General features: G+C 49.2%; 14 protein-coding genes. 7 read left to right on the forward strand and 7 right to left on the reverse strand.

The features are described from left to right. Positions 1–116: 116 nt before the first annotated feature. Positions 117–2,867 (reverse strand): PAS domain S-box protein, encoded by a 2,751-nt coding sequence (locus tag ACO0LG_RS28980; RefSeq protein WP_423031991.1) that lies wholly within the window; start codon positions 2,865–2,867, stop codon positions 117–119. Positions 2,868–3,390: 523 nt separating this feature from the next. On the opposite strand from ACO0LG_RS28980, the gene ACO0LG_RS28985 reads away from it, so the two are divergent. Then, on the forward strand, positions 3,391–3,867 hold the full coding sequence (locus ACO0LG_RS28985) for a hypothetical protein (protein ID WP_423031993.1): 477 nt from the start codon (positions 3,391–3,393) through the stop codon (positions 3,865–3,867). Positions 3,868–3,974: 107 nt separating this feature from the next. Here the strand turns inward: ACO0LG_RS28985 and maiA are convergent, their stop codons facing one another. Beyond that, complete coding sequence (gene maiA / locus ACO0LG_RS28990) at positions 3,975–4,631, reverse strand: maleylacetoacetate isomerase (RefSeq protein WP_423031995.1); 657 nt, start codon at positions 4,629–4,631, stop codon at positions 3,975–3,977. An 8-nt stretch (positions 4,632–4,639) separates the two neighbouring features. Beyond that, positions 4,640–5,335: a fumarylacetoacetate hydrolase family protein gene (locus ACO0LG_RS28995; RefSeq protein WP_423031997.1), complete on the reverse strand. Its 696-nt coding sequence runs from the start codon at positions 5,333–5,335 to the stop codon at positions 4,640–4,642. A gap of 144 nt (positions 5,336–5,479) precedes the next feature. Here ACO0LG_RS28995 and ACO0LG_RS29000 point away from each other — a divergent pair, with 144 nt between their 5' ends. Both ACO0LG_RS29000 and ACO0LG_RS29005 read left to right on the forward strand, forming a co-directional pair. Then, the gene (locus tag ACO0LG_RS29000; protein WP_423031999.1) at positions 5,480–6,787 is read left to right on the forward strand and encodes a TRZ/ATZ family hydrolase; all 1,308 of its coding nucleotides are present in this window, start codon (positions 5,480–5,482) and stop codon (positions 6,785–6,787) included. A 99-nt stretch (positions 6,788–6,886) separates the two neighbouring features. Then, positions 6,887–8,617 carry a M14 family metallopeptidase gene (locus ACO0LG_RS29005; protein WP_423032001.1) on the forward strand — a complete coding sequence of 577 codons (1,731 nt, stop codon included), beginning with the start codon at positions 6,887–6,889 and terminating at the stop codon, positions 8,615–8,617. Positions 8,618–8,662: 45 nt separating this feature from the next. Here the strand turns inward: ACO0LG_RS29005 and ACO0LG_RS29010 are convergent, their stop codons facing one another. Continuing rightward, positions 8,663–9,901, reverse strand: coding sequence for a nucleoside recognition domain-containing protein (locus ACO0LG_RS29010; RefSeq protein ID WP_423032014.1), 1,239 nt, complete (start codon positions 9,899–9,901; stop codon positions 8,663–8,665). A 211-nt stretch (positions 9,902–10,112) separates the two neighbouring features. On the opposite strand from ACO0LG_RS29010, the gene ACO0LG_RS29015 reads away from it, so the two are divergent. Continuing rightward, on the forward strand, positions 10,113–10,571 hold the full coding sequence (locus ACO0LG_RS29015; RefSeq protein WP_423032003.1) for a hypothetical protein: 459 nt from the start codon (positions 10,113–10,115) through the stop codon (positions 10,569–10,571). 43 nt (positions 10,572–10,614) lie between these two features. Here the strand turns inward: ACO0LG_RS29015 and ACO0LG_RS29020 are convergent, their stop codons facing one another. Continuing rightward, positions 10,615–11,346 carry a DUF1345 domain-containing protein gene (locus tag ACO0LG_RS29020; RefSeq protein WP_423032005.1) on the reverse strand — a complete coding sequence of 244 codons (732 nt, stop codon included), beginning with the start codon at positions 11,344–11,346 and terminating at the stop codon, positions 10,615–10,617. A 368-nt stretch (positions 11,347–11,714) separates the two neighbouring features. Here ACO0LG_RS29020 and ACO0LG_RS29025 point away from each other — a divergent pair, with 368 nt between their 5' ends. From ACO0LG_RS29025 to ACO0LG_RS29035, 3 genes are read left to right on the forward strand one after another with little or no spacing between them, the layout of a single operon-like run. Then, positions 11,715–12,035, forward strand: a complete 321-nt coding sequence (locus ACO0LG_RS29025) for a hypothetical protein (RefSeq protein ID WP_423032007.1) — start codon at positions 11,715–11,717, stop codon at positions 12,033–12,035. Next, the gene (locus tag ACO0LG_RS29030; protein ID WP_423032009.1) at positions 12,032–12,886 is read left to right on the forward strand and encodes an HDOD domain-containing protein; all 855 of its coding nucleotides are present in this window, start codon (positions 12,032–12,034) and stop codon (positions 12,884–12,886) included. Before ACO0LG_RS29025 ends, ACO0LG_RS29030 begins: the two co-directional genes overlap by 4 nt. An 18-nt stretch (positions 12,887–12,904) precedes the next feature. Next, the gene (locus tag ACO0LG_RS29035) at positions 12,905–13,909 is read left to right on the forward strand and encodes a diguanylate cyclase (RefSeq protein ID WP_422977793.1); all 1,005 of its coding nucleotides are present in this window, start codon (positions 12,905–12,907) and stop codon (positions 13,907–13,909) included. A 73-nt stretch (positions 13,910–13,982) separates the two neighbouring features. On the opposite strand, the gene ACO0LG_RS29040 is transcribed toward ACO0LG_RS29035, so the two are convergent. Together ACO0LG_RS29040 and ACO0LG_RS29045 are read right to left on the reverse strand one after the other, a co-directional pair. Then, positions 13,983–15,236: a tetratricopeptide repeat protein gene (locus ACO0LG_RS29040; protein ID WP_423032012.1), complete on the reverse strand. Its 1,254-nt coding sequence runs from the start codon at positions 15,234–15,236 to the stop codon at positions 13,983–13,985. 168 nt (positions 15,237–15,404) lie between these two features. Beyond that, on the reverse strand, positions 15,405–15,577 hold a 173-nt coding region (locus tag ACO0LG_RS29045; RefSeq protein ID WP_423027271.1), incomplete at its 5' end, for an ExbD/TolR family protein.

The following is a 15,577-nucleotide window of genomic DNA, read 5'->3' on the forward strand; positions in this document are numbered from 1 at the left end:
TATTGCCATAAAATTATTATTTCCAGCACCAACTCATAAAGAAGATATTTAAGGTGGTAGCTTGGTGTCTGTTTTTTGAAAACTAAAACAAATAGCTGAACCAGATGGTAATCTGATCACAACACCTTTTTTGCGTTCTCGGTACTCAATTGAGGTGCAACCAGGGGGATGTTCAAAATGAAACGCGTCCCTTCATTTAGTTTACTGTCCAATTGTATTTCACCACCCAATACACCTGTCACCAGGTTGTAGGCGATATTCATACCCAGGCCAGACCCACCCTGTCCCAGTTTGGTCGTGAAGAAGGGGTCAAAAACACGTTTTTGTATTTGCTCCGTCATGCCCATGCCATTGTCAGCAAAAATGATTTGTATCTGATCATCAGGCAGCAATTGTGTACTCAGACGCATTTCACCAGATGCACGTCCTTCAAATCCATGCGTCAGTGCATTGATCATGAAATTTGTCATGATCTGTCCCAGAGGGCCTGGGTAGCTATCCATGCCGATGCCGGATGCAAGTTCAGTCACCAGATGATACGGCGTTTTTTTGTACATGGGCGCCAGGGTGACAATGAGTTCTTCCAGCACCACCTTTAAATCAAATTGCCGTCTATGGTTGCTTGACTGGTCAACTGCGACTTGTTTGAAACTGCCTATCAACTCACGCGCCATACCCAGCGTGCGCATGAGCAAGGCTGTGCCAGTCGTCGCACTGTCGAGATAATGCTCAAGTACTGAACGCTTGAGTTGCCCTTCATTGATGTCGCGCACCAGGTCCCTGGTCTTGTCCTGCAAGGTGCTGGCCACGGTGACGCTATTGCCTATGGGTGTATTCAATTCGTGGGCCACCCCTGCCACGAGTGAGCCCAGGGCTGCCATTTTTTCTGAACGCACCAGCTCATCCTGGGTGTGCCGCAATGATTCCATCGCTGCGGCAAGTTCGGCATTGGTTTGCTGCAGATTGAGTGTGCGCAGCCTGACACGCTCTTCCAGTTGCGCCGTTATTTCGCGAATTTCCAGCTCTATCTGTACTTGCCTGGTCACATTCAGCAAAGAAAAAATACACATGGCCTTGCCATGCATTCTGATCAGTCTCGCCGATAACAGGAAAATCACTTCCTCACCTGCCTGATCACTGATGCGGACTTCCAGTTGATCTATTTTTTTGTCACGCCCCAGGTCTTCATTGAATTTCGCGCGCAGTTCGGCTTGCCGGAGGATGCCCATCTCCAGCGTCGTACGTCCCACGATATCATGCCTTTGATAACCCAACTCCTTGAGCCAGACATCATTGACCTCGACTATGCAATCCGTTTTGACATCGACGAGTCCCAGAGGTATAGGCGACAATTGAAAGAGTGTGGAATATTTTTGTTCATTCTCACGCAACAGTGATTCTGCGTGCAGGCGCGCAGTTTCTGCACGGATCTCCTGATCGATACTGCGTGAGGACAGCAGCAGGTAGGTGTCATCCCCGGTTTCAAACTTCGATCCTGAAACACGGCAATTGCTGGTGTGCCCCAGCTTGTGGCGGAAGGCAATTTGCATATTCCTGACTTCCCCATGCAGCTGGATCTGTCTGATCAGTTGATCCCTTTGCTCAGGTTGTTCCCATAACTGTATTTCGTTCGAGGTACGTCCTATCGCTTCTTCCCTGGTATAGCCAGACATTGGTTCCCAGTTACGGTTGACATCGACATATTCCCCTGTCGTCATCCTGGTAATAGTCAGAGTATCGGGCACGAGCTGAAATACGGTCGACAGCAATTTTTCGCGTTCCTGCAAATCACGCTCGGCTTGTTCCTGCAATTGCTCAACCTTGCGCAGGGCCGAGATATCTTGCATGGCATAGGCAATGTATGGCTCACCACCAACATCAAAGAGCGTGCCCGAGATAAGTACGTGGTAAGCATGTCCCAGTTTATGCCTGTACAAGCCTTCGAAATTATTGATCTCGCCATCACATCTCAAGCTTGCCAGCATTTCGGCGCGCTGGCTAACATCCATCCATAAATTCAGTTCCAGCGAATAGCGCCCCAGCGTCTCTTCCCTGGAGTAGCCGGTAATGGTTTCCCAGTGCCGATTCACATCCAGATAGCGTCCATCTTTTTCACGGCAGATAGCCAATACATCCGGCACCATCTGGAAGACTTTTTCAAACAGGGTTTCACGGTCTTTGGAAAGGCGTTCTATATTTTTGCGCTCTTCCATTTCTTGTTTCAAATTATCATTCATGCGCACGGCATCATCTTGCTGCCGCAATAAGGCAGCAACCAGAAAAAGCATGCCCATGGCCAGGTCCAGCAATGTCGAGGCCTGCAAGCCAAGCGCAAGATATTCTGGCTGGTTTTGCAGGAATGGCGAACCAGCAAGGTATAGGCCTTTGAAGCCGAGCAATACACCCAGCAGGATAAATCCCAGTACATGTTTTTCATTACGGGTGCGCAAAAAAGTCATCGAGGCTGCCATCATGACCAGGCCAGAAGCCAGGTAAACAGGCAGCATGCGCCAGAATGCATGAACGACAGTCAGTGACGTCATCAATAGCCAGAGAACCGCAATTGCAAAGCTCAGCATGACGGGCATGACAAACACGGTGACGCCGTGGAAAATGCGCGTGCCCGCCCACAGGTAACAGATATAGCCGGACAAGAAGACATCTGCCGCCAGATTAAAAAACGGGCTTTGTCCATCCCCAAGCAGGTGGCACAGTTGCTGCACGACCAGGCAGGCATAGGCAAGAGCCCAGCACCTGCTGGCCCTGGGATGCAAGTGCAAATACTGGATATAGAACAACACCAGCATGGTCAGAAATGAAGTGGCCAGTGAAGTCACCATGGCTGCGGGAAAATAAATTGAAGGCATAATGGAAGACGTAATTAAGCTACCCGGACTGCCTGTGCAAAAAAACTCCGAGCCCCATACCCGTTCTCGATTCAGGTGTGCTGCCTTGAAAGATGAGTTCTAATACCAGGACTAGGCCAATAACATAGAACTTGCCTGATTTTGCTGTATATTCAACGATAGAGCTTCAGTTTATGGCGTAAATAGTAGCACCGAACATCAGCACAATCGGTGACGAATATCAATTTATATTACGTCCCAGTGTTGCAATAATCATTATTTAACATTTTCCATTTCTTTGATCTTGATTATGCAGTCTGGTTCACATAAGATTGAATTGAAACTTACTCAAGCAACAGGGAGCACACTGATGAAGAATCAACACAGTAGAATACCCGGCTTGTTACAAAACGATCTTTTTCGGTCACAAATGACTTGTAACATTTTGGCAAACAATGAAAGATCGTCATCGCTAGGTATATATTCACATTTGGGAAATGATTTAGTTTCTGACTGTGCGCTTGTCGCAGGCCAGGACGATGACGTGATTGATTTTATTGAAGAAGATGAAGAGTCTTTACATCCCAAGCTTGATTTGCATCCCTGGAAAATCCTCATCGCAGATGACGACAGCAATGTGCATGACACGACATTACTCGCATTGAGTGGGGTTAAAATCCATGGCAGGCCTTTGGAATTTATTCATGCCTATTCTGCCAAAGAAGCACACAGCATCATACGCAGGAATCCTGATATTGCCCTGATCCTGCTGGATGTGGTGATGGAGACTGTCGATGCAGGCTTGAAGCTTGTGAGTGTCATCCGCAATGAAATGTCATTGCCAAATTTGCGCATTGTATTGCGTACAGGGCAGCCTGGTTATGCGCCTGAGCAGCATGTCAGTGAGACCTTTGCCATTGATGGCTATACGACCAAATCGAAATTGACACGCTCATTATTGATTTCTGTGCTCAACGACACGCTGGCGAATAGCCACGACAATCCTGAAATACCGAATTAGCATTTGTTTATGCAAGCGGGGCATCACTGGGGCCAGTTTTCTGGCCCCTTTTTTATGCATCAAGAAAAATCATGACACAAAAATATTTGCCACAGATTTTTTCCCTGCTATTCGGCATCGGGCTGATTAGCAGGTGCTGCCTTGATAAAGGCTGGATGCTCATTGCAAGCCTGATGTATGCGCATGATGGTAGGCATGCTACTTAAATCGCAATTGAACCGTTGCGCATTGGCGATTTGCGGTATCAGAAAACAGTCTGCAAATCCTGGCGTGTCGCCCATGCAAAAACGCCCAGTACGTTGATCTGCGGCCAGTTTTTTTTCCAGTACGGCCAGGCCAGTTTCACACCAGTGACGGTACCAGGCATTCTTTTGCTCGTCACTGACTTGCAGCGTCCCGGACAGATATTTAAGCACCCGCAAATTATTGATGGGATGAATTTCACAGGCTATCGACAAGGCCAGCGATCTGACGTGAGCACGATCCAAAGCGCCGGACGGTAGCATGGCGACATCAGGATACACTTCATCGAGATATTCAATGATCGCCATCGACTGCGTCAGTGTGGCACTTTCGCCGTCCACCTCGTCCTGCAATGCAGGTACGAGCCCATCCGGATTCAAAGCACGGTAAGCAGGCGTCAATTGTTCACCGCCATTTTTGACCAGGTGAATCGCTACCTGCTCATAACCGAGCCCCTTGAGATTAAGGGCTATCCTTACACGGTATGAAGCAGAGCTGCGGAAATATCCATATAGTTTCATGACAATGCTTACACCATTTTGATTTTCAGATCACTCAAACCCGTGATCGAGGCTTCCAGCAAATCGCCGCGCTGTACGGCTGCCACACCTTCTGGTGTTCCTGTATAAATCAGGTCGCCGGGTTGCAGGGTATATAGTTCAGACAGGCAGGCGATGATTTCTGCTAGGCTCCAGATCAGCTTACTGGTATCACTATTTTGCCGCACTTGTCCGTTCACATCGAGACGTATGTGCGCTTGTTCCATGCCTTGCACAGTGTCGGCCCTGTGAATCTGGCCTATCGGTGCAGAAAAATCAAAACCCTTGGATGTACACCAGGGCCTGCCCTGGTCTTTGGCTTCGGCCTGCAAATCACGGCGCGTCATATCCAGCCCGACTGCATAACCCCAGATATGGCTGAGCGCATCCTCAGTGCGTATACTTTTGCCACCCTTGCCTATCGCGACGACCAGCTCAACTTCATGATGCAGATTAACGGTCATGGGCGGGTAAGGCATTTCTCCGATACTATCTTGCTTGACGGGCAGTACGGCATCAGCCGGTTTCATGAAGAAAAATGGCGGCTCACGCCCTGACCATCCCATTTCTTTGGCATGCTCTACATAATTCCGTCCTACACAGTAAATCCTGTGCACAGGAAAATAGGCTGTACCACCAGCGATGGGTACAGCGGCCTGCTGTACAGGTGGGAAAAGGTAATCCATATCTGCTCCTGATTTCTGATACCAGACAGTATTATGGCACTTTCATTCATTGTCTGTCATATGGAGCAATTGCCATTCAGGCTTACCAAAGCCTCATTGGATGACACTGGTTATAATGCATAAACAATTGTGGAGCCCAATAATATGAAAACCTGCCTGCACCCAAAATACCTGATCCCCATAGAACCACATGCCACTGTCCTGAGCGGACATGCGCTGGTCATGCGAGATGAAAAAATTCTGGATATACTCAGCAGTGCTGAGGCACGTCTGAAGCATCCTGATGCGCAGCATGTGGAATTGCCGGAACATGCTGTCATGCCTGGCATGATCAACCTGCACGGCCATTCTGCCATGACGCTGTTGCGTGGCCTGGCCGATGATCTCAGTCTGATGGACTGGTTGCACAACCATATCTGGCCAGCCGAAAAAAAGCATGTGTCAGAAGAATTCGTCTTTGATGGCAGCGTGTATGCGATGGCAGAAATGCTGCGCGGTGGCACCACCACCATCAATGATATGTACTTCTATAATGATGATGTAGCGCGCGCTGGTCTGCATAGCGGCATGCGTACTGTGGTGGGTTGCAGTGTGCTGGAGTTCCCCACAGGCTATGCAGCAGATGCTGATGGCTATCTGGAAAAAGCACTGGCGTCATACCAGGCATTCAAGGGGCAAAGCGGTGTATCTTTCCGCCTGGCCCCGCATGCTCCTTATACTGTAGCAGATGCCACCTTCAAAAAAATCGTCGCGCTGGCAGACAAACATGATATGGGCATACACTGCCACATCCACGAAACCATGGATGAAGTGAATGACAGTATCAGGGACCATGGCATGCGCCCTTTGGAGCGCCTGCATAATCTGGGGCTATTATCACCGCGTCTGATAGCTGCCCACATGGTGCATGCAAACGAAGAAGAGATCAGACTACTGGCGCAACAAGGTGTGCATATTGCCCATAATCCGGCCAGTAACCTGAAGCTGGCATCTGGTTTTGCCCCTGTCCATGCCATGCAAACTGCCGGGGTCAATGTCGGCATAGGTACCGACGGCGCGGCAAGCAATAACAAGCTGGATTTACTTGGTGACTTGCGTATGGCTGCATTGCTGGCAAAAGCAGTGTCCAGTAACCCCACCGCCTTGAATGCCGGTAATGCACTGGAAATGGCGACACTGGCCGGTGCCAAAGCCCTGGGCATGGACCAGCAAATCGGCAGCCTGGTGGCAGGCAAGCTGGCTGATGTGATCGCGATTGACCTGTCCGCTGTTGAAACCCTGCCGCTGTTTGATCCTGTCTCGCAAATTGTGTATGCCGCCGGGCGTGAACAGGTCAGCCATGTGTGGGTCAACGGGCGCTGTCTGATGGCTGATCGACAACTCCAGGCCATGGATGAAGACCAGCTCAAGGACAAGGCTAGATGGTGGCAGCATAAGGTTGCTACAGCCTAGGTTTTCAATTTCAACCTATCAAATTTTGATCTTCGTATGAAACCAGCAAACTCAATTTTTAAACTAAGCATTATCAGTAGCTTGCTTGCAGGCGGCAGCATGCTTCTGGCGACTGCCCAGGCGGCAGCTACTTTGACGACAATCGCTGAACAAAGCGGTTTTAAAAAAACCGGGCGCTATGAAGAAGTGGAAAAGCTGTGCCAGGCTTTCCAGAAAAATTATCCGAAAGAAGTACGCTGCCTTGAATTTGGCCATACACCAGAAAATCGCCCCATGCTGGCCTTGCTGGTGACGCGTAGTGGTGCTTTCACACCGGCACAGGTAGTAAAGCAAGCTTTGCCGGTCACGCTGATACAGGGCGGTATACATGCAGGCGAAATAGATGGCAAGGACGCGGGCTTTCTGGCATTGCGCGAAATCTTGGACAATAAAGCGGCGCCACATGTGCTGGACAAACAAGTCTTGTTATTTGTCCCGGTCTTCAATATAGATGGCCATGAACGCTTTGGTGCGTGGAACCGTCCAAATCAGCGTGGCCCGGAAGAAATGGGCTGGCGCACCACGGCGCAAAACTTCAATCTGAACCGCGATTATGTGAAGGCAGACGCACCTGAAATGCAGGCCATGCTCAAGCTGATCAACACCTGGGACCCGCTAGCCGTCATTGATTTGCATGTGACCGATGGTGCCAAATTTGAACACGATATTTCGATACAGGTAGAGCCAGTCAATTCAGGCGATGCCGCCCTGCGTGTAGCCGGTAAAGCTTTGCGTGACAATGTCATCGCCGACCTGGCGAAACAGGGTTCATTGCCTTTACCCTTCTATATGTCATTCATGCGTGAAGATGATCCCATGTCAGGCTTTATGGACAGTGTCCCTCCACCACGTTTTTCCAGTGGTTATCCGGTACTGCGCAACCGTTTTGGCATGCTGGTGGAAACCCATTCATGGAAAGATTACCCTACCCGCGTGCGCATTACCCACAACACAGTGATATCGGTGCTGGAGCAAGTGGCAGCAAATGGCGGGCAATGGCTGTCCATTGCCAAAGCTGCAGATAAGCGTACAGCACAGTTGGCTGGTCAAAGTTTGCCTGTTACTTATAAGACGACAGAAAAAACCAGGGATATAGATTTCCGCGGTTATGCCTACACACGCACGATGTCCGATATTTCTGGCGCATTGATGACGCGCTATGATGAAAGTAAACCGCAAGTATGGAAGGTAAAACTGCGCGACGAGGTAATGCCGGATGCGCAAATCACTTTACCCAAAGGCGGTTATATTGTCCCTGTCGCCTACAGCAAGACCATGGCAGAAAAACTGCAGCAGCACGGCATAGAGTTCCGCATTCTTAATACCGACTTGAATGCCGTCTCCGCTGAGCAATTCGCTACCAGCAAGGCCAGCTTGCAGCCTCAATCTTTTGAAGGACGGCAAACCTTGAAGCTGCAGGGAACATGGCAAAACCAGACGCAAAGCCTACGTAAAGGTGCTTTGTTTATCCCTGTTGCCCAGGCAAAGGCAAGACTGGTTGCTGGTTTGTTTGAACCGCAGGCACCAGATGCCCTGGTCAACTGGGGCTGGTTCAATGGCGCTTTTGAACGCAAGGAATACATGGAAGCCTATGTGGCCGAAGATGTTGCACGCGAACAGCTCGCCAGCGACCCGCAATTGAAGGCCGCATTCGACAAGAAAATTGCCGAAGATGCCGAGTTTGCCAAGAGCGCATCTGCCCGACTGGAATTCTTTGCACAACGTCATTCATCCTGGGATAAGCGCTATCAGGTTTATCCTGTGTTGAGACTGGATTTTGTTCCTCGGTAAAACAGTTTGATTCACCACATGCAGACATCTGCATGTGGTGAGGTTTCAATGAAAGAACAAGTAAGCAACAAAAATCGCTGCAACCACGCCAGCAAAATCAGCCAGCAAGCCCATGGATATGGCGTAACGGGTCCTGCGTATGCCGACTGAGCCAAAATACAGGGCCACGATATAGAAAGTCGTGTCAGCCGAGCCCTGGAAGATGCAGGTCAGGCGGCCAATGAAAGAATCCACTCCATAGGTCTTCATCGCATCTACCATCAGTGCCCGCGAACCCGAGCTACTGAGCGGCTTCATCAGGGCGGTTGGCAAGGCGGCGGTAAAGTCAGTATTCAATCCCATCTGCGTAAACAGCCAGGTAAAGCCGGAAACGATAAAACCGAGAATACCCGAATTGCGCAAGACGCCGATAGCGACCAGCATTCCCACCAGGTAAGGAATAATCGTCAGTGAGGTCTGTATGCCACCTTTGGCACCTTCAATAAAGGCTTCATACACATTCACTTTCTTGCGCATGGCACCTAACATGAAGCTGATGATAATGGTAAATAGCAAGAGATTGGCGCTGATTTTGGAAAACACTTCTATGTCAGCACGACTCATATGCTGACTCATATACCAGACCAGGGCAACGATGAAACTCGTCAAACCACCCAGCCAACCCATAATCACGCGGTCAAACAAATTAATGCGCTGTCTGATGGCAACTGCAACCAAGCCCACTACGGTGGCCACATAAGTAGCAATCATGCAGGGGATAAAAATATCCGACGGGTCTTTTGCCCCCAGCACGGCTCGCTGCGCCATAATAGCCAGAGGGATCAGTGTCAAGCCGGAAGTATGCAAGACCAGGAACATGATCTGTGCATCACTGGCTTCGTCTTTACTTGAATTCAGGCTCTGCAGGCTTTCCATGGCCTTCAGGCCAAAGGGTGTGGCAGCATTGTCCAGACCCAGCAGATTTGCCGAAAAATTCATGACCATATGGCCGTTGGCCGGATGGTTTTGCGGCACACCCGGAAATATCCTGGCAAAAAAAGGGCCAATGATTTTGGCGATAAAATCAATCGCCCCGGCTTTTTCGCCAATATTCATGATGCCCAGCCAGAGCGTCATGACACCAGCCAGCGGCAATGCAATATCCATGACACCCAGGCGTGCCGATTCAAAAGTACCGTCCATGATGCGCTTGAATACTTCCACATCGCCCAATATCAACCATTGCGCCAGGGCAGCAATAAAGCCGATCAGAAAAAAACCTGTCCAGATGTAGGTGAGTAACATGGCATTCAATATGGGGTAAGTGTGCAGACTTTTTATCATGAAAAGCTTGTGCTGTAGTATGAAAATTTGCTCCAGTGCCATAAACGCCTGGCATGGGTATGCCACAGCCAGTAACATCTGCTTGCAGTTTTGTACGGACATACACAAATTGCTGTCAGCCGCATGGTCCTGCGCCGCGTTATATGAGTATCAAAACGAAGGAAGAGATGCCATGAAAGCCACTCAACTTATCAAGGGCCTGTTATCGGCGGTATCTGCTCTGCTGATCTGTGCTGCCACTGCAAATTCGGCACTTGCCCACGATGTCTATGTCAGGGACTACCGCTGGCACCCTGCGCCTCCTGTGCATCAGGTAGTACGCAGCTACAACTATGTGTATTACCCGTCCCAGCAAGTATATTACGCTCCGGCACAGCGTAACTGGTACTGGGCAAATGGTGGTACCTGGCAAAGTGGTAGCCGCCTGCCCTATGGTGTCAACGTGGACATGCGCATAGGGGGTGTACCTGTAATTTTGAGCTCTCCAAGACCTTATGTGGAGCATGTCTATGTAGAGCAAAACTATGGTCGCCCATGGCGTGACCGTCATGGCTGGCACCAGGAAAGACGTTACGAACGTGAATGGCGTGAAGAAAGACGTGAGCGCCACCATGATCATCAGTGGCGCTAGAATATAAGAACTGAAGCCGCTGCTATGGCGGCTTCTTTTTTAACTAACTCCCTACCAGGCTAGCAGCAATATTGATGGAAAAACCAACCACGGCCACGTTAAAGAAAAAACTGAGTACTGACTGAGCAAGCACAGTCTTGCGTGTTTGCTTGTTCATCACGGTCACATCAGAAGTTTGCGCGGCAACGGCGATGGTGAATGAGAAATACAGGAAATCCCAAAAATCTGGTATGCACTCCTCTTCCGGGAAACGCAAGGCTGGTTTGTCTGGCGGTGCGTTATAAAACTGCAATGCATAGTGGAAACAAAAAATCACGCCCAGCAACAGCCACGAGCCCAACACCGTACTGCAGGCAAACAAGTATTTGATCGCCCTTTCCTCTCTGCTGGCACCTGCCAAGCCAGATAGTTCGTGGATGATGGCCAGCAGGCTGAGGGTTGCAGCCAGTGACATCAATGCCAATACCGCCACGGCACTTTCATCTTCCTGCTGTGCCATCTTGCGCACCGCATGTTTGTCCGCACCCATCATCAGCCAGGCCATCAGCAAAAGATAGGTCCATACAGCCACATTCCAACCAAAAAGGGCGCGGGTAATCAGGGACAGCGGCCCAGGCAAGAAAATCGCAGCCAGGCTGCCCAGGGCCAGAGTGAGTACGAGACGTGGGCGACGTTGAATAATTTGTTTGATGATAAATCCTGACAGGTCAAAAATATTAGAATTCGTCTCATAAATATGAATGAGGTGCGTTTGCTCCGTAACACGGATTGGCAATGTAGATGCGGCTGTTAATAGTGGCGCTATCAACAATAAATTCTATGCTGTGGGTTACATGTTATGAGAAAACCCTTCGGGAACTGACGATTTGTGTGCATTCATACCTATTGATGAAATGAATTCCAGAAATGATGCATGAAAATTACGAAATTTTATATAGTAAATCAGGCAGCCGCCAGAATCAAACGTGCTGCTGTAACAGGTGTAGTATATTCATTATCAATTGATATTCGGACATAGTCATCACCAGAACAGGCTAATTCATGTATATCAAAAAAAATCGACTTACTTTTAAGTAAATTTTTATTACACTGAAGCAATACGTCTTTGATAACGCAGCACGCTCTTTCAGCGAGGCAAGCACCATGAACAGACATTACCGCTATTTACCACTTTCCAAGGTGACGCCGGGAACAGTGCTGGCCGATGATTTGCTCGATAAAGTCGGCCACGTCTTGTTGCCCGCAGGCACAACTTTGACAGAGCGCATGCTACAGGCAATTGCACATCACGATATCCATCAATTGACGGTCGAGGGAGAAGCTGGTTCTGAACATGAGGAAATTGAAAATCTGGCGACTAAATTAAGCCGTATAGAAAAAATCTTTCGCCAGGCGGGTGATGCTGAGCCTGCGAGCATACTGAAGTCTTATGTCATTGACTACCGTAAAGGGGAAGCCAAATGACTGATATCAATGAATTCAAGGTACAACTGGAAGACGTCGTAAAAAAAATCAAGGACTTGCCTACCTTGCCAGAAGTTGCCATGGAGATGCTGCAAAATCTTGATGATGAAGAAAGCAGCCTGGACATGGTGACTGAAAAAATCGCGCTAGATCAGTCAGTCACTGCGAAATTACTAAGGCTGGCCAATTCATCTTACTATGGCAATAACTCCAAAGTAGTAACCTTGCAGCAGGCGACTGCCATGCTGGGCGTCAAGAATGTGAAAAACCTGATTCGCACCACAGCCTTGTCGAACAAGTTTCCTACGGAGAAATGTCCTGCCTTTGATTTCAAGACATTCTGGCGCCATAGCGTTGCCACAGCGATTTGTGCCGAGCTGATCTCGCGAGCACTACACATGAAGCATGATTTTGCGTTCACCGCAGGCCTATTGCACGACATAGGCAAGCTGGTGCTGGTGACCTGCTACCCCGCAAATTATGAGCAGGTTCTGCGCTATCAAAAAGAGGAAGATTGTCTGCTCATCGAAGCTGAACGGCATATCTTGCACATCGATCATGTGGATGCTGGCCTAGCACTGGCAACGCACTGGAATTTTTCTGAAGCGGTATGTGATGCCATACGCGGCCATCATCATCCTGAGCAAGAAAACCTGAATGTACTTGCTTCAGTCGTACATGTAGCAAATGCAATTGTGCACGCACTAGACCTGGTCCAGGATGAAAACGATATCCTGCCCTTGCTGTCGCAAGCCGCTTGGGATACGCTAGGGCTTGGTGAAGCTGACTACCTGAGCATTTTTCGCGAAACTGAAATGCGTTTCGATGCCATGGATCAGATCGTACTCTGACACTCTTATATTTGCCTCATGTATCTGGATAAAACGATTTTGGAACGACTCAAGCTTTTCAGGGAAACGGATTATCGTATTGAAGATATCCACCTTTTCCGCGACATTACCGAAGACAACAGACAACTCATTGCCGACATCATCAAGGATTGCATGGTGGTCCGCGCCTATACTGGCCAGGTTGTACTGGACGCCAACAGCTCAGGGGCAAAACTGTTTATCGTCCTCAAAGGTGCCCTGGGTGTCAGCCGCATTACTGAAGAAAGCAATCAGCTGGAAAATACCATCACGCAGTATCTGCCGGGTGAATGCGTAGGTGAAATCTCGGTGCTGGACGAAGAAATTCATTCAGCCACTATTTCCGCTATCAATGAGTGTGAATTATTGCTGATAGAGGCAGAGACATTGTGGCGTCTGATCGATGAGTCAAATGGTGTGGCCCGCAACCTCTTGCAATTGCTGTCGTTCCGCATACGTGCCGCCAATGCGCAAATCCGCAGTCGTCAAAAGGTTGGCGAATTCTATCGCCAACTGTCTATGGTGGATGGGCTGACCGGCTTGCATAACCGCGCCTGGCTGAATGCACAATTGCCTGGCATGGTACAGCATGCCCATGCTACTGGCGCAGCGCTGAGCATCATCATGGTCGATCTGGATCACTTCAAGCGCTTCAATGATGAACATGGGCATTTGCTGGGGGACGACGCTCTGCAAACTGCAGCAAAAGTATTGAATGCAGGATTGCGCCCCAGTGATTTTGCCGCGCGTTATGGCGGCGAAGAAATGATGGTCATATTACCCGGTGCCAGTCACAAATCTGCCATGGGTGTGGCGCAGAGACTGTGCAGCCGCCTGGCAAAAACCAAGGTATTTGTTGATCGCCAAAAACCGCTGCCGCATATCACAGGCTCGTTTGGTGTAGCAAGTTTGAGCACCGGACAGGATAGCAACGAGCTCATCAGTTGTGCTGATGCGGCTTTGTATCGCGCCAAAGATAACGGGCGCAATCAAGTCGCCAACTGATACCCAGACGATAAAGATAAGGAAAAAAACAAAGACGCCCAGAGGCGCCTTTGTTTTTACATCAGGTCATGCATTATTTGCCGGACTGATTAGCATAAATCACCCAGTAACGTGCCAGATCGCCTGAGCCATCTGTGCCCTTCACTGTTTTCAGTGTTTTGATTGCATTGGCTTTTTTGCCTGCCTGCAGTTGAGCAACGCCCAAGTGTAACTTGGCATCATCTTCCTGCTTGAGGCCACCTTTAGCGATGCCCTCTTCCATCATGGCGATGCCTTTGTCGTAATTACCGGCAGTTACATAGCCATAGCCAATATTGACCAGAGCATTACCATCCTTGGCTGCTTTAGCTTCAGTTTCACTAGCTGCCAAGCCTTTGGTAGTCTCGGCCTGAGTCTTGTTTGCCATATCGCGCAAGCGCTTGTGCCGGTCAGCATCCTTGCCTTCGCCCAATGCACCAGCCTTGTAGCCAGCATCGATCACCTTGGTGGCTTCTGCGGGGAAACCAGCCTGTATCGCTAACAAAGACATGTCCATGTAGTCAGCGCTCTTGGTGATTTGACCCAGAGCCAGTTTCAGGCGCATCAAATCCAGTTTGAAGCGCTCAGAATAACCTGGTTTTCTCTCAATGTTGTTGAGCAGATTCACCCAGTACTCTTTCTTGCCATGGTACGCCACCATTTTTTCCAGTGCGCTGGAATAAGTAGCCATGTCTTTACGCTTCAATGCGTCATTGGACTGGTATTCCAGATTGGTCAGACTTGGTGTGCGGCCTGATTTTTCATCTGCTGCCAATTCAGCATTGATTTCCTTCATGGCCTTTGCACTGTCACCGCTCTGCAACATGGCTTGTGTAAGGTAAGGACGCAGCGAAGAATCTGTACCACCGTCAGCATAGTAACGGTTATACCATTGTACAGCTTTGCTATAGTTACCTGCTTTGAAATAGCCATTCGCCAGCACCTGTATCATTTGCAACTGTTCTTTACCGCCCAACTTATTTGCAGAAACAATGGTTTCTGCAGAACGGATCACAGTGTCGTTGTCACCAGCAGCAGAGGCGATAGACAGGCGCATGCGCTCTATCGTGAAATTTTCATTGACTGTCTTGCCGCCTACGCTATCGGCTTCATGAATCTTGGACAGCGCTTCCCTGAATTTCTTCGCTTTGTACAATTCACCAGCGCCGTGCACAATTTTGGCAATCTCAGGGCGCAAGGATTCTTGAGCATAAGCTTGATTTGCTGCGATATTTGTTAATTCCGGTACGGCGGCAAAGCCAATAGCTGCAAACAATACAGCAATACGAGACAAGCGAAGTTGCTTCATATGTTGATCTCTCAATCAATAAATTTAATAAACTTTGGGATTGCAGCTTAAAAAAGGCAAAGCCCAACCCGCGAATATGAAAAATGGCAGGGAGAACCCTGCCAATTTTCTATCATACCTTAATAACTCAGCATTGATACGCCGAAAATGCCATGAAGTGATTATTTATCACTTCAAGAACTGCTCATTCCCGACCATGCCGATCTTGGTCACGCCAAGACGCTGTGCCGCCGCCATGACCGCAGCCACAGACTTGTAAGGCACGACGGCAACCGGACGCAGATGGATCTCTGGCTGGTCACCTGCTGGCATCGCTGCCGATTCAGACAATTTCGCTTCCA

Source organism: Undibacterium sp. Ji42W (genome assembly GCF_049340405.1).
In the GTDB taxonomy this organism is placed as follows: domain Bacteria; phylum Pseudomonadota; class Gammaproteobacteria; order Burkholderiales; family Burkholderiaceae_D; genus Undibacterium.

Bases quoted from the DNA above. Each gene is read 5' to 3' on its own strand.
- maiA (WP_423031995.1), bottom strand. From the start codon at position 4,631: ATGAAACTATATGGATATTTCCGCAGCTCTGCTTCATACCGTGTAAGG.
- ACO0LG_RS28980 (WP_423031991.1), bottom strand. From the start codon at position 2,867: ATGCCTTCAATTTATTTTCCCGCAGCCATGGTGACTTCACTGGCCACT.
- ACO0LG_RS29030 (WP_423032009.1), top strand. From the start codon at position 12,032: ATGACTGATATCAATGAATTCAAGGTACAACTGGAAGACGTCGTAAAA.
- ACO0LG_RS29040 (WP_423032012.1), bottom strand. From the start codon at position 15,236: ATGAAGCAACTTCGCTTGTCTCGTATTGCTGTATTGTTTGCAGCTATT.
- ACO0LG_RS29000 (WP_423031999.1), top strand. From the start codon at position 5,480: ATGAAAACCTGCCTGCACCCAAAATACCTGATCCCCATAGAACCACAT.
- ACO0LG_RS29010 (WP_423032014.1), bottom strand. From the start codon at position 9,901: ATGTTACTCACCTACATCTGGACAGGTTTTTTTCTGATCGGCTTTATT.
- ACO0LG_RS29015 (WP_423032003.1), top strand. From the start codon at position 10,113: ATGAAAGCCACTCAACTTATCAAGGGCCTGTTATCGGCGGTATCTGCT.
- ACO0LG_RS29025 (WP_423032007.1), top strand. From the start codon at position 11,715: ATGAACAGACATTACCGCTATTTACCACTTTCCAAGGTGACGCCGGGA.
- ACO0LG_RS29035 (WP_422977793.1), top strand. From the start codon at position 12,905: ATGTATCTGGATAAAACGATTTTGGAACGACTCAAGCTTTTCAGGGAA.
- ACO0LG_RS29005 (WP_423032001.1), top strand. From the start codon at position 6,887: ATGCTTCTGGCGACTGCCCAGGCGGCAGCTACTTTGACGACAATCGCT.
- ACO0LG_RS28995 (WP_423031997.1), bottom strand. From the start codon at position 5,335: ATGGATTACCTTTTCCCACCTGTACAGCAGGCCGCTGTACCCATCGCT.